The following is a 20,644-nucleotide window of genomic DNA, read 5'->3' as shown; positions in this document are numbered from 1 at the left end:
GCAAGAAGAAAGCCCAGGTTGGCCCTCGCTCCGGGTGTGATGAGATGTTGCTGCAATTTGCTCGCAATCCGTCTGGCCGGAGTCACCGAAAGTCATGGAACACCCGCACCGCGTCGTCCTCCTGGCCGGTCCTTCCGGCTCCGGAAAGTCGTACATCGCGCAGCGAACCGGACTTCCGGTGCTCTGCCTGGACGACTTCTACAAGAACGGTGACGACCCTACGTTGCCGCGCCGCGATGGCCTCGTGGACTGGGAATCACCGCTGTCCTGGGACGCCGACGCGGCGGTGGAAACGATCGCCCGGCTGGCCCGGCACGGCAAGGCCGATGTGCCGGTTTATGCGATCGGCGCGGACCGTCGGGTGGCCAGTCGGCCATTCGACGTAGCCGGATCGCCGATTTTCGTGGCCGAAGGGATTTTCGCCGCGGAGATCGTCGAGGAGTGCCGCCGCCAGGGCCTGCTCGCCGGGGCGTACGCGCTGCGCCGCCCGCGTGGGGCGACCTTCCTGCGTCGGCTGGCGCGGGATCTGGCCGAGCAGCGCAAGGCGCCCCGGGTGCTGTTGCGCCGCGGCGTGGCGCTGCTGCGGGAGGAGCCGGCGGTGCTGCGCCGGCAGACCGGGCTGGGCGCCGAGGCGGCCCGGGCCCGGGAGGTGCTCCGGCGGGTGGCCGACCTGCTGTCCGGCCACCCGCACCAGCACTGATCAGTCCAGCAGCTTCGCGTACGCCGGCTTGATCACCTCGTCGATGATCCGCAGCCGCTCGTCGAACGGGATGAAGGCGCTCTTCATGGCGTTGATGGTGAACCACTGGAGCTCCTTCCAGCCGTAGCCGAAGGCCTCCACCAGCAGCGCCATCTCCCGCGACATCGAGGTGCCGCTCATCAGCCGGTTGTCGGTGTTCACCGTCACCCTGAAACGAAGGTCACGCAGCAGCCCGATCGGGTGCTCGGCGATGGAGGGGGCGGCCCCGGTCTGCACGTTCGACGACGGGCAGAGCTCCAGCGGGATCCGCTTGTCCCGCACGTACGCGGCCAGCCGGCCGAGCACCGGCGGCTCGCCGGGGGTGATGTCGTCGACGATGCGTACGCCGTGGCCGAGCCGGTCGGCGCCGCACCACTGGATGGCCTGCCAGATCGACGGCAGCCCGAACGCCTCGCCGGCGTGGATGGTGAAGTGGAAGTTCTCGCGTTGCAGGTATTCGAAGGCGTCCAGGTGCCGGGTGGGCGGGAAGCCGGCCTCGGCGCCGGCGATGTCGAATCCGACGACGCCCTCGTCGCGGTGCCGCACGGCCAGCTCGGCGATCTCCTGCGACCGGGCGGCGTGCCGCATCGCGGTGAGCAGGGTCCCGACCCGGATCCGGTGCCCCTGCGCGGCGGCCTGCTCGCTGCCCTCGACGAAGCCGGCCAGCACCGCCTCGACCACCTGGTCGAGGGTGAGGTCCCGCTCCAGGTGCTGTTCGGGGGCGAACCGCACCTCGGCGTAGACCACCCCGTCGGCGGCCAGGTCCAGCGCGCACTCGCGGGCGACCCGGCGCAGCGCGTCGGCGGTCTGCATCACCGCGACGGTGTGCGCGAAGGTCTCCAGGTAGCGCTCCAGCGAACCGGAGTCGGCGGCCTCGACGAACCAGCGGCCCAGCGCCTCCGGGTCGGTGGTGGGCAACTCGTGGCCGACCTCCGCGGCCAGCTCGACGATCGTCGCCGGGCGCAGTCCGCCGTCGAGGTGATCGTGCAGCAGCGCCTTCGGGACCTTGACGATGTCCTCGTATCGGATTGCGACCATGCTCAGACACTAGTCAGCCGGTCGGTCGCCCGGTGACGGGCCCGCCGGGGTGACGTGGTCAGGGGCGCCAGCCGTAGACCCGGTCGACGGTGAGCCGCAGGACCAGCCGTCCGTCGGCGACCATGGCCGCCCGGTAGTCGACCCAGTCGGGGTGCTCGCCGCGGATCCGGCGGTAGACCTCGACCAGCTCCTCGACGGCCGGGTCGTCCGGGGACGTCGCGGCCGGGCCGACGGTCGCGGTCCCCTCCGCCACCGCGTACGCCCCACCGTCGGGGGTGGTCACGTGGAAGCTGGCGCGGGGGTCGCGGCGCAGGTTGCGCACCTTGGCCCGGTCGCCGGTGGTGGAGCAGCGGATCAGGCCGGGCTCGGCCAGGTAGTCGAGGTTCGACAGCTGCGGCCCGCCGTCCCGGCGCAGGGTGACCAGCACCCCGCGCCCGCGGTCCCCGAACAGCTCCCACAATCTGGTTGACATGTCACCGACCGTAGGGCGCGTGTGAGTGACATGTCAACAATCGACTAGCATCGGCGGCGTGACCGAACCGCGCTGGCTGGACGAGCGGGAGGAGCGGGCCTGGCGCGGCTACCGCCGGATGCGCCGCCTGCTCGACCTGGAACTGGCGCGCGAGCTGGCGCAGGACGCCGGGCTCTCCGAGCCCGACTACGACGTCCTCTCCGACCTCTCCGAGACCCCGGGCCAGCGGCTGCGGCTCAGCGAGCTGGCCGACCGGATGCTCTGGTCCCGCAGCCGGCTCTCCCACCACCTCGGCCGGATGCAGCAGCGCGGCCTGGTCACCCGCGAGGAGTGCACCGACGACGGCCGTGGGTCGGTGGTCGTGCTCACCCCCGCCGGCCGGCAGGCCATCGAGGCTGCCGCGCCCGGACACGTCGCCGCCGTCCGCCGGCACCTGATCGACCTGCTCAGCCCCGAGGAGGTGACGGCGCTCGGCACCCTCACCCACCGGGTCGTCGACCATCTGGCCGGCTCCCGCCGACCGCCGGACGCCGCACCGACCGATCCCACCCAGGAGGGCTGACCCGTGGACCCGCGCATCCTGGACCGGCTGCGCTGCCCGGTCTGCGGCGAACCGCTGGCCGAGGCGACCGCCGGCACCGCCCGGGCGCTGCGCTGCCCGCGCCGGCACAGCTTCGACGTCGCCCGCCAGGGGTACGTCAACCTGCTCGCCGGGCGGGCCCCGCACATCGGGGACAGCGCCGAGATGGTGGCCGCCCGGGCCGACTTCCTCGCCGCCGGGCACTACGAGCCGGTGGCCACCGCCCTGGCCGCCACCGCGAACCGGAACGCGCGAGCGGCCGACGCGGCGTACCCCCTGGTGGTCGACGCCGGCGCCGGGACCGGCTGGTATCTCTCCGCGGTGCTGGCGGCGCTGCCCGACGCCGTGGGCCTGGCACTGGACGTGTCCAAACCCGCGCTACGCCGGGCGGCCCGGGCCCACCCCCGCGCCGCGGCGGCCCTCGCCGACACCTGGCAGCGCCTGCCGCTGGCCGACGCCTCGGCCACGGTGCTGCTCAACGTCTTCGCCCCGCGCAACGGCGCCGAGTTCCGCCGGGTGCTCGACCCGGCCGGCGCCCTGCTGGTGGTCACCCCGGACATCGCGCACCTCGGGGAACTGGTCGACGCGCTGGACCTGCTGCGGGTCGACCCGGACAAGGCGGACCGGGTGGCGGAGAGCCTCGGCGCGCACTTCGTCGAGGAGTCGTCGACGCCGCACCGGACCCGCCTGGCGCTGACCCGCACCGAGGTGGCGACCCTGGTCGGGATGGGCCCTAGCGCGTGGCACGCCGACCCGGAGCGGATCGCCGGGCGGATCGCCACGCTCCCCGAGCCGGTCACCGTCACCCTGGCTGTCCGCCTCGGCGTGCACCGGCCCCGTCCCCGGAGCTGACCGGCGCCCGCCGTGATACCTCAGAGGAATCAAAATACCGGTGAGGTATCACGGTCGTCAGCGTGTTACGCCCGGGCGCGCGACACGCCCGGGGGCCAGCCCCGGCGGACCGGGCTCAGGTGGAAAGGTCGACCTCTTCCCAGCCCGGCGGCTCGTCGTGGTACGGCCCGCGCAGCATCACCGCCCACTCCAGGGCCCACCGGCGCTGCCCGATGGCGTTCGCGTCGACCAGCCCCGGCACCGGCCGGCCGGCCTCCTCCAGCTCGAGGTAGGCCCAGTCCAGGCAGTAGTGCAGGTCGAGCAGGGCCGCCACGTCGGCGGGGTGCTGCGGCGCGGCCAGGATCCGGGACCGCCAGTGCGCGAACGACTCCCCCGCCGCGATGTTCGGCATCCGCTCCACCAGGTGCTCGTCCACCGGCACCGTCGGGTCGAGCTGCTTGGTCAGCCCGAGCACCCAGCAGAGCGAGAAGAGCGCGTCGTGGTGCAGCACGAACGAGCGGTGGTCGCCCTTGCCGCCCATCACGAACTCCCACTCCGGCGGGGTGACCATCTCCACCAGGTGCGAGTTGAGCAGCCAGCTCATCGCCGCCTGCGGCGGCATCCCGAAACAGCGGGCCAGGATCAGGTGCAGCACCGCGATCCGGGCCTCGATCTCCCGGAGCGGGCGCAACTCGATCTCGTCGCCGGGCTCCCAGACCAGCGGGAACTGGCTGGGCGGCAGCGGCAACCCCAGTTGGGTCAGCTCCTCCAGGCTCGCCTCACGGACGGCCCGGGGGTCGGGGGCGGGTACAAGCACGGCTGAAGGCCCCTGTCTGCTCACGTCGCTCATCGCCGGTCGTCCCCCCCTGGCCAGGGAGGATAGCGCCCACCGGGGTCCGGTGGGCACCCACCCCGCCGTCGGCGGCGGCTCAGCCGATCCGCTCGATGACCAGCGGACGACGCTCCCCCGCGGCGGGCGCGACGGTGACCGCCCGGGCCGCCTCGGCCAGCGCGGCCGGCAGCCGGCCGGCGTGCTCGGCGCGCAGCTCGTACAGCGGGTCGCCGGCGCGTACCGGGTCGCCGGGGCGCTTGTGCAGCACCACACCGGCGGGGATGCTCACCGGGTCCTCCTTGCGGGCCCGCCCGGCGCCGAGCCGCCACGCGGCCACCCCCATGGCGTACGCGTCGATCGAGTCGACGAAGCCGTCGGTCTCGGCGCGGACCACCTCGACCTCGGGCGCGGTGGGCATCGGGGCGTCCGGGTCGCCGCCCTGGGCGCGGATCATCCGCCGCCAGGCGTCCATCGCCCGCCCGTCGCGCAGCGCCGCCTCCGGGTCGGCGTCCGGCAGGCCCGCCGCGTCCAGCATCTCCCGGGCCAGGGCGAGGGTCAGCTCCACCACGTCGGCGGGGCCGCCGCCGGCCAGCACCTCCACCGACTCGGTCACCTCGACGGCGTTGCCGATGGTCAGGCCGAGCGGCGTGGACATGTCGGTGAGCAGGGCGACCGTCCGCACCCCGTGCGCGCCGCCGAGCTCCACCATGGTGCGGGCCAGCTCGCGGGCGTCGTCGACGTTCTTCATGAAGGCGCCGGAGCCGACCTTCACGTCCAGCACCAGCGCGCCGGTGCCCTCGGCGATCTTCTTACTCATGATCGAGCTGGCGATCAGCGGGATGGCCTCGACGGTGCCGGTGACATCGCGCAGCGCGTACAGCTTGCGGTCGGCGGGGGCGAGCCCCTCGCCGGCCGCGCAGATCACGGCGCCGACGTCGCGGAGCTGGGTGATGAACTCGTCGTTGCTCAGCGCGGCCCGCCAGCCGGGGATGGACTCCAGCTTGTCCAGGGTGCCGCCGGTGTGCCCGAGGCCCCGGCCGGACAGCTGCGGCACCGCGCCGCCGCAGGCGGCGACCAGCGGGGTCAACGGCAGGGTGATCTTGTCACCGACGCCACCGGTGGAGTGCTTGTCGACGGTCGGCCGGGTCACCGGGGACAGGTCGAGCCGCTCCCCGCTGGCGATCATCGCGGCGGTCCACCGGGCGATCTCCGGCGCCGTCATGCCGCGCAGCAGGATCGCCATGGCCAGCGCCGACATCTGCTCGTCGGCCACCAGCCCCCGGGTGTACGCGTCGACCACCCAGTCGATCTGCGCGTCGCTCAGCACCCCCCCGTCCCGCTTCGCCCGAATGACATCAACCGCCGCAAAAGCACTCACCGCTGAGCTTCCCATCCATAGCTATATACAAGTATCGACGCGGGCCGCACCGACCCACGGGCGCTGACCACGACGGGCTCGGGCCGAGCGTCCCCGGCGGAGGGATCAAGCCTGACCGCCCGGAGCCGGGGACGGTCGGCCCGAGCCCCCAACCTCAAGACCAACGAACCGGAATCTCCAACGGAGGCTCACCCTCACCAGCCCAGAAGATCGTGCCCGACGCGTCCACCACCACGACCCGCGGCGTCCGCGCCAACCCCCAGGTGATCGCCTCCGCCGGGTCACCCCAGCTCGGCCCCTCCTCCAGCACCCCGGTCTCGGCCTCGGCGTCGTCGCCGGCGGACCGCTCCCAGTAGGCCGTCCAGACCTGCTGCCCGGCGGAGAGGTCGGGGTGCACGAAGACGGTGCCGCGCCCCCGCCAGGCGGCCAGCCGGTCCGGCACCACCGGCACCGGGTGCTCGCCGACGACGGCGTCGAGGTCCTCCACCCCGAAGGCGTGCGGCAGCAGCTCCGCCATCCGCAGCGGCCCGCCCTTGGCCTCGACCAGGCACTCCGGACCGCCGTTCTCCCAGAGCAGTTGCCGGCACCGGCCGCAGGGCATCAGCGGCTCGCCGGTGGCGTCGACGCAGGAGAGCGCGACGAGCCGGCCGCCGCCGGTGGCGTGCAGCGAGGAGACCACCCCGCACTCGGCGCAGAGGGTCACCCCGTAGCCGGCGTTCTCCACGTTGCAGCCGACCACCACCCGGCCGTCGTCGACCAGGGCGGCCGCGCCGACCGGGAACTTGGAGTAGGGCGCGTACGCGTGCCGCATGGCGTCGATGGCGGCGGTCCGCAGGCGCTCCCAGTCGATCTCGGTCATTCCGTCATTCTCCTCAACTCACCCCGGTCCGCCTCGGCCGGGTCCCGGCCGGTGTCCCCGACTCAGGCCCCTCACCTGCGCCGACGTTCCGGAGAAACACGATGCCCGGCGGGAAGGTTCCCGCCGGGCACGGTGCGCGCCACCGGATTCAGCCCTTGATGTACGGCTTGCCGTCCGCGGCCGGCGCCCGGACCCGGCCGACCAGTCCGGCCACCGCGAGGATCGTGGCGAGGTACGGCAGCATGGCCAGGAACTGGCTCGGGATGCTGCTGCCGATCGCGCCGAGGTACGTGGCGAGCTGGTCGGCGAAGCCGAAGAAGAGCGCCGCGAGCAGCGCCCCGGTCGGGCTCCACCGGCCGAAGATCAGCGCGGCCAGGGCGATGAAGCCCTTACCGCCGATCATGTTCTTGGTGAACGAGTAGAGCGCCAGCGTGTACGAGGCGCCGCCGACGCCGGCGACCAGCCCGGCCATGATCACGTTGCGGTAGCGCAGCCGGAGCACCTTCACGCCGAGCGTGTCGGCGGCGGTGGGGTGCTCGCCGACCGACCGGGTCCGCAGGCCCCACCGGGTACGGAACAGCCCGATGTGGATGACCAGCACCAGCAGCAGCCCGAGGTAGAGGAAGATGTTGCCCCGGAACAGCGCCGGACCGATCAGCGGGATGTCGGAGAGCAGCGGGATCTCCCAGTTGGAGAAGCGCGGCGCGCTGTTGTACTTCTGCGCGTCGGTCTGCATCAGCCGCTCGTAGAGGAAGCCGGTGACGCCGACCGCCAGCAGGTTGAGCACGATGCCCATGACCACCTGGTCGACCAGGTACCGGATGGCGAAGACGGCGAGCAGCAGGGAGATGACCGCGCCGCCGATCGCGGCGGCCACCAGGCCGACCCAGACGCTGCCGGTGATGCTGCCGAAGAGCGCGCCGGAGAAGGCGCCCATCAGCAGCTGGCCCTCGATCGCCACGTTCACCACGCCGGACCGCTCGCAGAGCACCCCGGCCAGCGAGCCGAAGATCAGCGGCAGGGCCAGCACGAACGTGCCCCGGACGATGTTGACCAGCGGCATGAAGTTGCGGCCCTCGGGGGCGGCGGAGACCTGCCAGCACAGGAAGCTCAGCACGAAGGCGACCAGCCCGACGCCGAGCACCAGCGTGAACCAGCGCTTCGGCAGCCCGGCCAGCAGGGCGGCGCCGGCCGCGGCGGCGATGATCCCGAACAGGATCGCGCCGACCGTGCCGTTGATCTCCAGGGCGGCCCCGCCCTCGGTCTCGCTGAGCGTGAACCGGGCCTGCTCACCGGTGGCGAGCGCGCCGAACAACCCCGTCGCGAGCAGGCCCAGCGCCAGCAGCACGGCGCCGGTCTTGCGGGCCCGCGTCCAGAAACCCTCGTCGACCGTGGTCACGGCGACCTCGGGGACAGCGGTGGTGGACATGCTCACCAGCCCTTCGCGAGGCTCGTCTGCAGCCGGGCCGCACGGGCGGCCCGGAGCTGGAAGATCGCCTTCACCAGGGCCGGCGCGGCGATGAAGATGACGATGAGCGCCTGGAGCACGGTGACCAGCTCCAGCGAGATCCCGGAGTACGACTGCATCCGGTTGCCGCCGGCCTGGAGCGCGCCGAAGAGCAGCGCGGCCAGCAGCACGCCCCAGGGCTTCACCCGGCCGAGCAGGGCGACCAGGATGCCGTCGAAGCCGATCTGCGCGATCACCAGCGGGGTCAGCGCGTTCGCGGTGGAGCCGAGCACCATGTTCGAGCCGCCCAGTCCGGCCAGCAGACCGGAGATCACCATGACCAGCACGTACGTCTTGGTGACGCTGATGCCGGCGGTCCGGGCGGCGTCCGGGTTCTCGCCGACCGCGCGCAGCTCGAAGCCGAGCGTCGAGCGGTTGAGCAGCCAGGCGATGAACCAGGTGGCCAGCACCGCGACCAGGATGCCGGCGTGCACCCGCAGGTTGTCGCCGAGCAGTCGGGGCAGCTGGGCGGAGGAGTCGACCGGCTTGCTGATCGCGTCCGACCGGTTCGGGTTCTGCACCCCGCTCTGGATGATGATCCAGGACAGGAAGTAGACCGCCACGTAGTTCAGCATGATCGTGTTGATCACCTCGTGGGCGCCGGTACGCGCCTTGAGGATGCCCGGCACGAAGCCCCAGAGCGCGCCGCCGAGCGCGCCGGCGATCAGCGCGACGAGCAGGTGCAGACCGGGCGGCAGCGGCAGCGCGAAGCCGGCCACGGCGGCCAGGATGACGCCGATGGTGGCCTGGCCCTGGGCGCCGATGTTGAACAGGCCGCCGCGGAAGGCGAGCGCGACCGCCAGACCGGTGAAGACCAGCGGCGCGGTGTAGGTGAGCGTCTCCGAGATCGGACCCATCGCGGCGGTGAAGCCGACCGCGTCGGGGTCGAAGATGGCGCCCTTGAACAGGTTGGCGTACGCCTCGCTGACCACGGTCCAGCTCGCGTTGAGCGCGTCGGCCGGCCGGGCGGTGATGTAGCTGTAGGTGGCCAGCACCTCCGGGTCGGAGACGATGATCAGCACCGCGCCGACCAGCATGGCCAGCAGTACGGCGAGCACGGTGACGGTGACCGTGTTCGCCGCCCAGAGGTTGTCCAGGAAGAGCCGGCCCAGGGTGGGGCGGGGCTCTCCGGCGGGCTGCTTCGTCGCGGTGGCGGGCACCGCCCGCTCGGTGTCGCCGGCGGGCACGGACGGCGTCGCCCGGGCCTCGCTGCGCGCCTCCTGCGCCTCGGTCGCCGGCTCCTTGTCCGGGGAGCCCGACACCGGGTTCGGCTTGCTCATGCCTCGTCCTCTTCGACAGGGGCCTGGGTGACCGGCGCGTCGCCGGGGGTGCCGGCGGCGTCGGCGGTCGTGGTCGCGGTGTCCGGGGTGATGCCGGCCATCAGCAGGCCGATCTCCTCGCGCGGGGTGTCCGGGCCGACCATGCCGATGACCCGACCGCGGTACATCACCGCGATCCGGTCGGCCAGGCCGATGACCTCGTCCAACTCGCTGGAGACCACCATGACGGCGGTGCCGGTGTCCCGCTCGCGGATGACCCGGCTGTGGATGAACTCGATCGAGCCCACGTCGACACCACGGGTGGGCTGGGCGGCGATGAGCAGCTTCAGCGGGCGGGACAGCTCCCGGGCCACGATGACCTTCTGCTGGTTGCCGCCGGAGAGGGTGCCGACCGCCGCGTCCGGCGAGGAGGTACGGATGTCGAACTGCTCGACCCGCTCCTTCGCCGACTTCGCGATGGCGTCCGGCTTGAGCGAGAGGCCCTTGCCGAACGGCGGCCGGTCGTAGATGTCCAGCACCAGGTTCTCGGCGACGGAGAACTCCTTGACCACGCCGTCGACGCTGCGGTCCTCGGGCACGTAGCCCACGCCGGCCCGGAGCACCTTCTTGGTCGACCAGCCGTGCACGGTCTCGCCGTCGAGGCTGACGGTGCCGGCGAGCACCGGACGCAGCCCCATGATCGCCTCGATCAGTTCGGTCTGCCCGTTGCCCTGGACGCCCGCGACGCCGAGCACCTCACCGGCGTGCACGGTCAGGTCCACGCCGTCGACCGCGCGTACCGCCCGGTCGTCGTCGACGACCAGGCCGGCGACCTCCAGGATCGGCTTGCCCGGCTGGGCGGGCTTCTTGTCCACGGTCAGCCGGACGCTGCGGCCCACCATGAGCGCGGCCAGCTCGTCGCGGCTGGCGCTCGGCTCGGCGGTGCCGACCGTCTTTCCGCGCCGGATGACCGTGATCCGGTCGGCGATCGCCTTGACCTCGCCCAGCTTGTGGGTGATGAAGACGATCGACTTGCCGGCCGCCTTGAGCGACCGCATGACCGTGAGCAGTTCCTCGGTCTCCTGCGGCGTCAGCACGGCCGTGGGCTCGTCGAGGATCAGCAGGTCGACGTCGCGGGTCAGGGCCTTGACGATCTCCACCCGTTGCTGGATGCCGACCGGCAGGTCCTCGATCACCGCGTCCGGGTCGACCCGGAGGTTGTACCGCTCGGAGACCTCGGCGACCTCGCGGCGGGCGCGCCGGCGGTCGAGGAAGCCGGCGATGCCGCCCCTGACCTGTTCCGCACCCAGCATCACGTTCTCGGCCACGGTGAAGACCGGCACCAGCATGAAGTGCTGGTGCACCATGCCGATCCCGGCGGCGATCGCGTCCGACGGGCCCTTCAGCTTCAGCGGCGTGCCGTCGACCAGGATCTCGCCCTCGTCGGGCTGGTAGAGCCCGTAGAGCACGTTCATCAGGGTCGACTTGCCGGCGCCGTTCTCGCCGAGCAGGGCGTGGATCTCTCCAGGCTCCACCGTCAGGTCGATGTGGTCGTTGGCGACCAGATCACCGAACCGCTTGGTGATGCCGCGCAGTTCGAGTCTCAGCGCAACCTCCTGGAGTGCGAGCGGATGGTGCAGCGTAGCGGCTGCCACGCCGACCACCGCGCCGGGTGGGGGTCAGGGGGATGAAGGTGGACCGGCCGCCCCGGCGTCGCGGGGTGTTCCCCGCGATGGCCGAGGCGGCCGGATCGTCACACCTGGTTCCGCCGCCCTCCGGAGATGATCCCATTGCCGGAGGGGGGCGGGTTGGTCACTTGGTCGGCTGGGCCTTCGAGGTGACCGTGATGGTGCCGGCGGCGATGTCCGCCTTGATCTTGTCGACCTCGGCCTTCAGGTCCGCCGGGACCTTGCTGTCGAAGTCGTGGTACGGGGCGATCGAGACGCCGTTGTTGGCCAGGTCGCCGACGAAGCCCGGCTTGGCCTGGAGCTTCTCACCGTTGGCGGCCTTCAGCACGGCCTCCTTGACGGCGTCCGGGATGTTCTTCACCACGGTGGTGAGGATGGCGGCGCAGTCCGGGGTGCTCTCGCAGCCGTCGACGTCCACCCAGACGACCGAGTACTTGCCACCCGAGGCCTTCGCCGCGGAGGTGGTGCCGAGGCCCGCGCCGCCGGCGACCGGCATGATGATGTCCGCGCCCTGGGCGACCAGGGTGTCGGAGACCTTCTTGCCCTCGTCCTGCTTGACGAAGTCGTTGGTGAAGGAACCCTTCTGGGTGTCCTTGTTCCAGCCGAGCACCTGGACGTTCTTGCTCTTGGCCTTGTTGTAGTACGCCACGCCGTCGGCGAAACCGTCCATGAAGATGGTCACCGGCGGGATCGGCAGGCCACCGTAGGTGCCGACCTTGCCGGTCTTGCTCATCCCGGCGGCCAGGTAGCCGGCCTGGAAGGCGGCCTGCGCGGTGTCGAACTGCATCGGGTAGACGTTGTCCACACCCGGGTTCGCGTCGACGATGGCGAACTGCTGGTTCTTGTTCGCCTCGGCGGCCTTCTTGGTGGCGTCCTGCATCAGGCCACCGACGGCCAGGATGAAGTCGCACTTCTGGTCTACGAAGCCCTTCAGGTTGACCTCGTAGTCCGCCTCGGCCTTCGACTGGACGTTCTTGATGTCGATGCTGTCGTTCTCCTTCTTCGCCTCCTGAAGGCCCTTCCAGGCGGAGGTGTTGAAGGACTTGTCGTCGATGCCACCGACGTCGGTCACCATGCAGGCGCTGTACTTCTTGCCGCCGTTGCCACCGGCGTTGTTGTCGTCCTCGGGGGCCTCACCACAGGCGGCGGCACCCAGCACGAGCCCACCCGCTACGAAAGCGGAGGCGATCCGCATCCCACGCACAGTGCGCAAGACGTCTCCTTCCCATTGCACACCGCGCTGTTGCGGTGGCAGCCCTTGAGCCGGCCTGCGCTGCGCCGCCGGCGTCCCACGTTACGGACGGGAGCGTACGCCCGCGCCCACCCACCGGCCGACAATCGTGCACGACTGTTGAGTGGCTGTTACCCCTACGTAACCCTTGGGTGGGGCAGATCACTTTTCGGCGTGCCGGCCGGTAGGCGGAGTGTCGCGATCGTCCGGTTCACCGGGCCGTTTCCGCAGTTCGGCGGGTTACCGCCAGAACACCGCCACCGCCGCGTTGACCAGCGTCAACCCGATGATCGCGAGGAAGTGGCCCCGGGCCACCGACTCCCGCTTCCGGGAGAAGAAGACCATGACGAAGATCAGCAGCGCGAACACCAACTTGGTAACAAGTTTGGCCGGGGCCGGCTCGTCACCGTCCCGCAACGGGGCGGCGAGGCCGAGACCGGTCAGCAGGCCGATCACCGAGCCCCAGAGCATGGCCGCGTTGATCCGCAGCCGGCCGCTGACGTACTGGGCGATCGAGCCGCCGAGCAGGAGCGCGAACCCGATCAGATGGACGTAGAGGAGTACCAGGCGAAGAGCTTCCACGGAGGCCATCCTGCCCCATCAACGACGCTTTGTAGTAGGCGGCCGGCCGGCCGAGTTCATACCGTGATCTCCGCCGGCCGGTCCCCGACCGCCGGCTCGGGGGCCGGCCGGACCGCCCGGTGGCCGGCCAGCAGGACCAGCAGCAGCCCGACCGTCGCGTAGCCGGCCAGCACGGCCAGCGCACGGCCGCCGCCGGCCCCGTCGAAGAAGGCCGCCGAGCGCAGCAGCGTGCCGCCGGCCCCGACCGGCAGCCACTGCCCCACCGCGCCCCACGGCTGGGGCAGCAGCTCGGGCGCGGCCGCGATCGCGGAGAGCGGGTTGCCGACCAGGAAGACGACCAGCGCGCCCAGGCCGAGGCCCGGTCCACGCAGCAGCGCGCCGAGACCGGCCACCGTGCCGGCGGCGGCCAGTGCGAAGAGCCCGATCACACCGGCCTCGCGCAGCCGGTCCCCGGGGATGACGCCGAGCCAGTCGTGCAGCACGACCGCGCCGACCCCGGCGGCGAGGACCGCGTACCCGAGCAGGCCGACGAGCCGGGCCACGCGGCCGGTGACCAGCACGGTGAGCAGCACCCCGGCGAGCATGCCGGTCAGCGCCAGGGGCAGGAAGCCGGCGGCGAACCCGGTGCCGCGCGGGTCGTCCGGGTCGGCGGGGACCACCGCCGTGACCGGGACCGGACGGCCGCCGGCGAGCTGCCCGGCCGCCTCGGTGAGCAGCGCGGCGACGGTGGGACTGGCGGCCGGCGCGGTGTGCAGGGCGACACCGTCCGGGCCGGCGACGAAGGCGGCGTACACCTCCCGGTCCCGCAGCGCCCGGTCGGCCGCCGCGGCGTCGGGCAGCGTGGTCACCGCGAAGGCGCCGGGCCGGGCGGCGGCCAGCCGGCCGGCCAGCTCCGCGACGACCGGCGGCGGCCCGGCCACGGCGACCGGCAGGTCACGTGGCGCCAGGTGGGCGGCGGGTGCGGCGAACAGGGGTACGAGCAGCGCCTGCACGCCCACCACCAGGACGGCGATCAGGGTGGCCAGCAGGAGCGGGGGTCGGGTCCGGGTGAATGCGGGCATCTCGTCCTCCTTAAAACGAACGCTCGTTCTTTTAAGTTGAGCATGCATCCCCGACCGGCTCCCGTCAACGAACGAGCGTTCGCTTTACACTGAGAGTCGTGCCACGCGTATCGGACGAACACCTCGCGGCCCGCCGCCGGCAGATCCTCGACGCCGCCCGGCGCTGCTTCCTGCGCGACGGCTTCCACCACACCTCGATGCAGGACGTGATCGCCGAGGCGGGTCTCTCCGTCGGCGCCGTCTACCGCTACTTCCCCAGCAAGAACGACCTGATCACCGAGATCGCCCGGTCGGCGATCGGCGGCGCCGACGAGGTCTTCGCCGAACTGTCCCGCCACGACCCGCCGCTGCCGCTGGTCGAGGCACTCGACCGGGCGCTGGCCTTCGTCGACACCCAGACGGGCGAGGACGGCGTGCTCCCGCTGGCCGTGCAGGTCTGGAGCGAGGCGCAACGGGACCGCACGCTCGCGGCGTTCGTCGACGACACGTACACCCGGCTGCGCGACCACTGGACCGACCTGGCCACCCGGGCGAAGCAGACCGGCGAGCTGCCGCCGACCGCCGACCCGGAGGCCGTCGGCGCCGCCCTCTTCGCCCTGGTCCCCGGCTACTTCATGCAGCGGATCCTCACCGGCCGCCCCGACCGGGCCAGCTACCTGGCCGGCGTCCGCACCCTGCTCGGCCAGCCCGTCGCCGGGGCAGCGCACTGAGAAGGGCCCCGCCCGACGGGTATCCGTCGGGCGGGCCCCCCGCGCTCACCTCAGGCCAGGCGCCAGACCTGGAAGGTCGGACCGTCCGCCGGCAGGGTGACCGTGCCGTCGGCGTCGGGACGCAGCGCCGGGGCGCCGCCGTAGAGGTTCTCCCCCGCCGGCAGACCGGCCAGCCGGACCGGGCTGCCCGCGGCGCGCCGGGCCAGCACCAGCACCGTGCCCGTGGGGGCCTCACGCAGGAAGACCAGCGTGTCGGCGTCGACGTGCGCCCACCGCAGGCCGCCGTGGCGCAGCGCCGGCTCGGCGCGGCGCAGCGTCAGCAGCGACCGGTACGCGGCGAACGTGCCCTGGTCCCAGCTCTCCGGCCGGTGCCACGGCATCGGGGTACGCGAGCCCTCCCCGTTGTCGCCGGTGAGCCCCAGCTCGTCCCCGGCGAAGACCACCGGGGTGCCCGGCATGGTGGCCAGCAACCCGGCCGCCACCTCCTGCCGGGCGGCGTCGCCCACGACGGTCCGGATCCGGGCCGAGTCGTGCGAGCCGAGCAGCTGCCACGACTGGGTGTACGACCGCCAGGAGACCAGCGACCGGTAGGTGTCCATGGTGGCCAGGATCGCCTCGGCGTCCCGCCGGCGTACCCCGCCCGGGGTGCCGAGGAAGTTCGGCACCGGCTGGTCGCCGTGCCGCAGCCAGGACCAGATCGGGTCGGTGAAGCCGACGTAGTTCATCGTCCCGTGCCAGCCGTCGGCGTCCAGGTCGCCGGTGTGGTCGTGGCCGTGCTCGGCGAGCAGCAGCCCGTCGGGGCGGGTGTCGGCGACCACCTCGCGCAGCAGCCGCGCCACCTCGTGGGTGTACGCGTCCGCGCCGCGCCGGCCGGTCATGTTGGCCACGTCGACCCGCCAGCCGTCCAGCCCGTACGGCGGGCGCAGCCAGCGGCGCAGCAGCGAGTCCTCGGCGGTGGCGAAACGCCGGCGCAGCTCCGCGCTGCCCCAGTTCAGCTTCGGCAGCGACCGGACCCCGTTCCAGGACTCGAAGTCGCCCGACTCGTCGAAGTAGTACAGCTCCCGCTCCGGGGCCCGCGGGTCGGCGAGCGCCCGGGTGAACCACTCGTGGGCGTCGCCGGTGTGGTTGCTGGTGATGTCGCCGAGCAGCCGCCAGCCGCGGGCGCGTACCGCGTCGGCCAGCCGGGCCAGGGCGGCGTCCCCGCCGAGCAGCGGGTCGACGGTGTCGAAGCTGGCCGCGTCGTACCGGTGGTTGGAGCGGGCCGGGAAGATCGGGGTGAGGTAGACGGTGTTGACCCCGAGCCGGTCCAGGTGGTCCAGCCGTTCGGCAATGCCGTCCAGGTCGCCGCCGTAGAACTGGTACGGCGTCTCCGGGCCACGGCCGATCACCGGAGTGTCCCAGTCGCACGGGATGGCCCAGTCCGGCGGGGTGCGGCCGTCGGCGGCGGCCGACCGGGCGAACCGGTCCGGAAAGATCTGGTAGATCACCGCGTCCCGGGTCCAGGCCGGCGGCGGGGCATGGCTGACCAGCTTGAAGTCGCCGTTGTCCGGCACGTCGTGACCGGCCAGGCCGGCCGCGTTGAGCCAGCGGTAGCCCGTGGTCCCGGTGAGCATGAACCGGTAGTTGCTGACCGGATTGCGGACCTGCACGTCGGCCCGCCACCAGACGTCGCCGTCCTTGGTGTGGTCGACGGTGGCCTCGACGAAGTGCGGTTCACCGTCGCCCGTGGTGCGTACGTGCACCTGGTGCACGTCGGCGCCCTCGGGCACCCGGACGAAGACCGGGGCGCGCTGGCCGAGCGCCGGTTCCTGCTCGGGGACGTAGGTGGCGGATCCGTCGTGGTGCGGCTGGAGAGCCATGGCGGTGCCTTTCGCGTCGGTCGGACGGGAGTGGAAAGGGGTCGCCCACCGCGGCCGGTCTCCCGACCGCGGTGGCACGACCCGAAACTGCTCCGGTGTACGTCATCCCGACGCCCTTGCCGCAGCGCGCTCTTCCGGCGGAGTGGCACCACTCACCTCGCGCTGCGCGGGCGGTGGCCACCCCTCCGATTCATCCCTTTACTGCTCCGGCGGTGAGACCGGAGACGATGTAGCGCTGGAGGAACTGGAACACCAGCACCGTCGGGATGGCGGTGAGCAGGGTGCCCGCCGCGAACATCCCGAAGTTGTTGTTGCGCTCGCCGGCCACCAGGCCGTACATGCCGACCGCGAGGGTCTTGGTGTCCGGCTCGGTGAGGAACACGTTGGCGATGATGAACTCGTTGATCGAGCCGATGAACGCCAGCAGGCCGGTCACCGCCAGGATCGGCGGCACCAGCGGCAGCATGATCCGGAAGAAGACCTGGGCGTGCGAGGCGCCGTCCATCGTGGCCGACTCGTCCAGCTCCTTCGGCAGGGTGTCGAAGAAACCCTTCATCAGCCAGGTGTTCGCGCCCAGCGCCGTGCCCATGTAGAGCAGGAACAGGCCCCACGGGGTGTTGAAGCCGATGCTCGGCCACAGGTCGGTCACCGTCGTGAAGATCAGGAAGATCGCCACGATGGCCAGGAACTGCGGGAACATCTGGATCAGCAGGAGCGCGAGCAGGCCGACCCGCCGCCCCGCGAACCGCATCCGGGAGAACGCGTACGCGGCCAGCGAGGACAGGAAGATCGACGCGAAGGAGGCCACCCCCGCCAGCAGCAGCGAGTTGAGGAACCAGTGGCCGAACGCCGTCTTGTCGAACAGGTTCTGGAAGTTCTCGACCGACGCCCCGGTGGGCAGCAGCTCGGTGGAGGAGAGCGTGCCCAGCGGGTTGAACGCCGCGGAGATCACGAACACGATCGGGAAGAGGCTGAACAGCACGGCCAGCACCCCGACCACGTGCCGCCAGCCCACCTGGGCGAACCAGCGGTTCTTCGACTTCCCGGCCGCGTTGCGGTTGGCCACGGGTGCCTCGGCGTAACTCGTCACGCGTACACCTCCTCCTGCTTGCGGGTCCGGGAGAAGCTGATCGCGGAGACGATGGCCACGATCGCGAAGATGAAGATCGAGACGGTCGCCGCCAGGCCGAACTCGGCACCCTGGGCGCCGAAGGCCAACCGGTAGGTGTACGTGATCAGCAGGTCGGTGGCGCCGTTGCGTGGGTTGTCCGCCGGGAACGGCCCACCGTCGGTGGTGAACAGGATCGCGTTGACGTTGTTGAAGTTGTACGCGAACGACGCGATCAGCAGCGGCGAGATCGCCACCAGCAGCAGCGGCAGGGTGACCGCCCTGAACGACTGCCACGGGGTGGCGCCGTCGACCGAGGTCGCCTCGGTCAGCTCCCGGGGGATGGCCTGCAACGCGCCGGTGGCCACCAGGAACATGTACGGGTAGCCGAGCCAGAGCTGCACCAGCAGCACCGCGATCCGGGCCGACCATGCCTCACCGAACCAGTCGACGCTCAACCCGAACAGGTTGTTGATCAGACCGAAGTCGGTGTTGAACATGTCCCGCCAGACCAGCAGCATCGCGAACGACGGCATGGCGTACGGCAGGATCAGCAGCACCCGGTAGAAGTTCGTGCCCCGCATCCGGGGCGAGTGCAGGGCCAGCGCGATCGCCATGCCGAGCAGGAAGGTCAGCCCGGTGGAGCCGATCGCGAAGGCGAAGTTCCAGGCCAGCGTGCCGAAGAACGGGCCGGAGATGTTCGGGTCGGTCAGCACCCGGGTGAAGTTCTGCAGCCCGACGTTGACCTTCCAGCCCTGGGTCAGCCGCTCACCGTCGGCGGCGACGAAGGAGCCGGTCTTCTCGTCGGCGGTCCACGTCTTGCCGCTCTCGCTGTCGCGGATGCAGTCACAGTCCGCCGCGTACGCCCGGGCCGCCTTGCCCTCGTAGGCGCGGGTGAGGCCGGTGGACCGGATGGCGCCGCCGTCGGTGGGGACGATCAGCGAGGTGACGTCCTTGCTCCGGACGCTGGCCTGGCCGATGTTCAGCACCGTGTAGCCCTCGGCGGCGGTGACCTTGCCGGTGAGGCTGCTGGCGGTGACCTGACCGGCGTCGAGCTGGCGCAGCCCGTTCGCGTCGCCCGCGTAGACCTGCTTGGTCTTCGGGTCGGTGAGCAGGAAGACCAGCGGGCCGGTGGCCGGGTCGCCCTTGGTGGCGATCGACAGGGCGTACTCGGTGGAGCCGGGGACCTGCTTCACCGAGGAGGTCTGGATGGCGACGACCGCGTCGTCCTTGGTGCCGCGGTGGCCGTCGCCGAAGTTCGTGAAGGCGGTGCTCGCCGTGTAGAGCACCGGGATGACCTGGAACGCGACCAGGAACAGCGTCCCGGGGACCAGGTACTTGGCCGGGATGTGCCGGCGGGTGAGGTAGAGGTAGAGCAGGGCGGCGGTGGTGACCGCCAGGATGCCGAGCCCCAGCCACTCCTTTGCCTCGATGAGCGGGAAGGCCGCCCAGGTCGCGATGCCGACCACCAGGCCGAGCAGGATCACCTTGACGACGAGGCCGGTCGCGGTGATCGGCGCGTGGTTCCGCGCGGTACGGGACTTGCGCGGGAGCCCGCTGCGAACGGGCTCCCGGCCCGGGGTCTGCTGGGCAGACCCCGGGCCGGACAGCGACGTGCTCATTACTTGATCTGACCCTGGATGGCCTTGCCGGCCGAGGTGACCGTCTTGGCCGGGTCGGCGCCACCGATGATGGCGGCCTCGGCCTTGCCGAACGGGTCCCAGATCGCGGCCATGGCCGGGATCGCCGGGAGCACCTGGCCGTTCTTGCCGGCCTCGGCGAACTTGGCCAGGTCGGCGTCCTCGCCCTTGACCTGGTCGAAGGCGGCGGTCAGCGCCGGCGGGCGCGGCTCGGCCTTGTAGAGCGCGACGGCCAGCTCGGGCTTGGTCACGTAGTTGGAGACGAACTCCTGGGCCAGGGCCTTGTTCTTGCCCTTGGCGGCGACGTAGAACGCCTGGACGCCCACGAACGGCTGGGCCTCCTTGCCACCGGCGAAGCCGGGGACCGGGGAGATGTCGTACTTGATGTTGGCCTTCTTGGCGTCCGCGATGGCCCACGGGCCGGAGACCAGGAAGGCGCACTTCTTGCCGGTGAAGGTGGAGATGGCGTTCTCCGGGGTGATGGAGCGCTTCAGCGCACCGTCGCCCTTCTCACCCAGCTTCGCGATCTTCTGGAAGGCAGCGATCGACTCCGGCTTGCCGACGCCCAGGTCCTTGGGGTCGTAGTCGCCGTTGGCCGCGGTGCCGAACAGGTAGCCACCACCCGAGGTGTACAGCGGGTAGATGTGGTAGGCGTCACCGTTCTGGCCGGACTGGAGGCAGAGGATCTCGCTGGCCTTCTTCTGGGCCTTGAGCTGCTTGCCGGTGGCGACCAGCTCCTCGATCGTCTTCGGCGCCTGCGGGGCCAGCTCGGTGTTGCGGATGAGCGCGACGTTCTCGGTGGCGTAGGGGACACCGTAGAGCTGACCGTTGAAGGTCACGGCCTTGATCGCGGTCTCGTTGAAGCCGCTCTTCTGCTCCGCGGCGAGCTGCACCGGGTCGATGGCGCCGTTCTGCACCAGGTTGCCGATCCAGTCGTGCGCGCCGACCACGACGTCCGGGCCGCTGCCCTGCTGGGAGGCGGTCACGAAGTTGGTCTGCAGGTCCTTGGAGACGGCCTGGACCTCGACCTTGACGCCGTTCTCCTTGCCGAACTCCTCAGCGAACGGCTTGAGGGCGGCCGTGCGCTTGTCGTCGGCCCAGATGACCAGCTTGCCGCCGGCGGCGGCGGGCGTGGCGGAGTTCTGGGTGGCCGGCTTGTCGCTGCTGCTGCTGCCGTTGCCGCAGCCGGAGGCGGCGAGCGCCAGGCCGAGGACGGCGACCACACCCGTGGTACGGATGCGCATCGGTACTCCTGTCGTCATGGCGACCC

Annotated in this window: 19 protein-coding genes; 4 read left to right on the top strand and 15 right to left on the bottom strand. The window is 71.6% G+C overall.

The window, feature by feature from the left end:
• Positions 1 to 94: 94 nt before the first annotated feature.
• Complete coding sequence (locus GA0074704_RS07040) at positions 95 to 700, top strand: uridine kinase family protein (RefSeq protein WP_088969742.1); 606 nt, start codon at positions 95 to 97, stop codon at positions 698 to 700.
• On the opposite strand, the gene GA0074704_RS07035 is transcribed toward GA0074704_RS07040, so the two are convergent.
• The gene (locus GA0074704_RS07035) at positions 701 to 1,777 is read right to left on the bottom strand and encodes an adenosine deaminase (RefSeq protein WP_088969741.1); all 1,077 of its coding nucleotides are present in this window, start codon (positions 1,775 to 1,777) and stop codon (positions 701 to 703) included.
• Between the two features lie 58 nt (positions 1,778 to 1,835).
• A complete protein-coding gene (locus tag GA0074704_RS07030; RefSeq protein WP_088969740.1) occupies positions 1,836 to 2,249 on the bottom strand; it encodes a PPOX class F420-dependent oxidoreductase in 414 nt (137 codons plus the stop codon).
• 58 nt (positions 2,250 to 2,307) lie between these two features.
• On the opposite strand from GA0074704_RS07030, the gene GA0074704_RS07025 reads away from it, so the two are divergent.
• Positions 2,308 to 2,811, top strand: a complete 504-nt coding sequence (locus GA0074704_RS07025) for a MarR family winged helix-turn-helix transcriptional regulator (protein ID WP_088969739.1) — start codon at positions 2,308 to 2,310, stop codon at positions 2,809 to 2,811.
• A gap of 3 nt (positions 2,812 to 2,814) precedes the next feature.
• Positions 2,815 to 3,681 carry a putative RNA methyltransferase gene (locus GA0074704_RS07020; protein ID WP_088969738.1) on the top strand — a complete coding sequence of 289 codons (867 nt, stop codon included), beginning with the start codon at positions 2,815 to 2,817 and terminating at the stop codon, positions 3,679 to 3,681.
• Positions 3,682 to 3,796: 115 nt separating this feature from the next.
• Here GA0074704_RS07020 and GA0074704_RS07015 read toward each other — a convergent pair whose 3' ends face one another.
• The 9 genes from GA0074704_RS07015 to GA0074704_RS06975 form a co-directional block, all read right to left on the bottom strand.
• Positions 3,797 to 4,477, bottom strand: coding sequence for a DUF4272 domain-containing protein (locus GA0074704_RS07015; RefSeq protein ID WP_088969737.1), 681 nt, complete (start codon positions 4,475 to 4,477; stop codon positions 3,797 to 3,799).
• A gap of 112 nt (positions 4,478 to 4,589) precedes the next feature.
• Entirely contained in the window at positions 4,590 to 5,870 is a 1,281-nt protein-coding gene (locus tag GA0074704_RS07010; protein ID WP_088969736.1) for a thymidine phosphorylase, read from the bottom strand.
• A 154-nt stretch (positions 5,871 to 6,024) separates the two neighbouring features.
• Positions 6,025 to 6,729: a cytidine deaminase gene (locus GA0074704_RS07005; protein ID WP_088969735.1), complete on the bottom strand. Its 705-nt coding sequence runs from the start codon at positions 6,727 to 6,729 to the stop codon at positions 6,025 to 6,027.
• Between the two features lie 148 nt (positions 6,730 to 6,877).
• Positions 6,878 to 8,158 (bottom strand): ABC transporter permease, encoded by a 1,281-nt coding sequence (locus tag GA0074704_RS07000; protein ID WP_088969734.1) that lies wholly within the window; start codon positions 8,156 to 8,158, stop codon positions 6,878 to 6,880.
• Positions 8,159 to 8,160: 2 nt separating this feature from the next.
• Positions 8,161 to 9,516 carry an ABC transporter permease gene (locus GA0074704_RS06995; protein ID WP_088969733.1) on the bottom strand — a complete coding sequence of 452 codons (1,356 nt, stop codon included), beginning with the start codon at positions 9,514 to 9,516 and terminating at the stop codon, positions 8,161 to 8,163.
• Positions 9,513 to 11,150, bottom strand: a complete 1,638-nt coding sequence (locus GA0074704_RS06990; protein ID WP_331716647.1) for an ABC transporter ATP-binding protein — start codon at positions 11,148 to 11,150, stop codon at positions 9,513 to 9,515. The genes GA0074704_RS06995 and GA0074704_RS06990 overlap by 4 nt, the downstream gene beginning before the upstream one ends.
• Positions 11,151 to 11,307: 157 nt before the next feature.
• Entirely contained in the window at positions 11,308 to 12,378 is a 1,071-nt protein-coding gene (locus GA0074704_RS06985; protein ID WP_088969732.1) for a BMP family lipoprotein, read from the bottom strand.
• Positions 12,379 to 12,654: 276 nt separating this feature from the next.
• On the bottom strand, positions 12,655 to 12,996 hold the full coding sequence (locus GA0074704_RS06980) for a hypothetical protein (protein WP_088973508.1): 342 nt from the start codon (positions 12,994 to 12,996) through the stop codon (positions 12,655 to 12,657).
• 56 nt (positions 12,997 to 13,052) lie between these two features.
• A complete protein-coding gene (locus GA0074704_RS06975) occupies positions 13,053 to 14,057 on the bottom strand; it encodes a hypothetical protein (RefSeq protein WP_088969731.1) in 1,005 nt (334 codons plus the stop codon).
• Between the two features lie 98 nt (positions 14,058 to 14,155).
• On the opposite strand from GA0074704_RS06975, the gene GA0074704_RS06970 reads away from it, so the two are divergent.
• A complete protein-coding gene (locus GA0074704_RS06970) occupies positions 14,156 to 14,767 on the top strand; it encodes a TetR/AcrR family transcriptional regulator (RefSeq protein ID WP_197697607.1) in 612 nt (203 codons plus the stop codon).
• A 50-nt stretch (positions 14,768 to 14,817) separates the two neighbouring features.
• On the opposite strand, the gene GA0074704_RS06965 is transcribed toward GA0074704_RS06970, so the two are convergent.
• From GA0074704_RS06965 to GA0074704_RS06950, 4 genes are all read right to left on the bottom strand, one after another.
• A complete protein-coding gene (locus tag GA0074704_RS06965) occupies positions 14,818 to 16,626 on the bottom strand; it encodes a glycoside hydrolase family 13 protein (protein ID WP_088969729.1) in 1,809 nt (602 codons plus the stop codon).
• A 190-nt stretch (positions 16,627 to 16,816) separates the two neighbouring features.
• Positions 16,817 to 17,716, bottom strand: coding sequence for a sugar ABC transporter permease (locus GA0074704_RS06960; RefSeq protein ID WP_197697606.1), 900 nt, complete (start codon positions 17,714 to 17,716; stop codon positions 16,817 to 16,819).
• Complete coding sequence (locus GA0074704_RS06955; protein ID WP_088969727.1) at positions 17,713 to 19,356, bottom strand: ABC transporter permease subunit; 1,644 nt, start codon at positions 19,354 to 19,356, stop codon at positions 17,713 to 17,715. The genes GA0074704_RS06960 and GA0074704_RS06955 overlap by 4 nt, the downstream gene beginning before the upstream one ends.
• A complete protein-coding gene (locus tag GA0074704_RS06950) occupies positions 19,356 to 20,618 on the bottom strand; it encodes a sugar ABC transporter substrate-binding protein (protein WP_088969726.1) in 1,263 nt (420 codons plus the stop codon). Before GA0074704_RS06950 ends, GA0074704_RS06955 begins: the two co-directional genes overlap by 1 nt.
• Positions 20,619 to 20,644 lie beyond the last annotated feature (26 nt).

Source organism: Micromonospora siamensis (genome assembly GCF_900090305.1).
In the GTDB taxonomy this organism is placed as follows: domain Bacteria; phylum Actinomycetota; class Actinomycetes; order Mycobacteriales; family Micromonosporaceae; genus Micromonospora; species Micromonospora siamensis.
The sequence above is the reverse complement of the archived record's forward strand: the minus strand, read 5'-3'. Positions and strand labels throughout refer to the sequence as shown.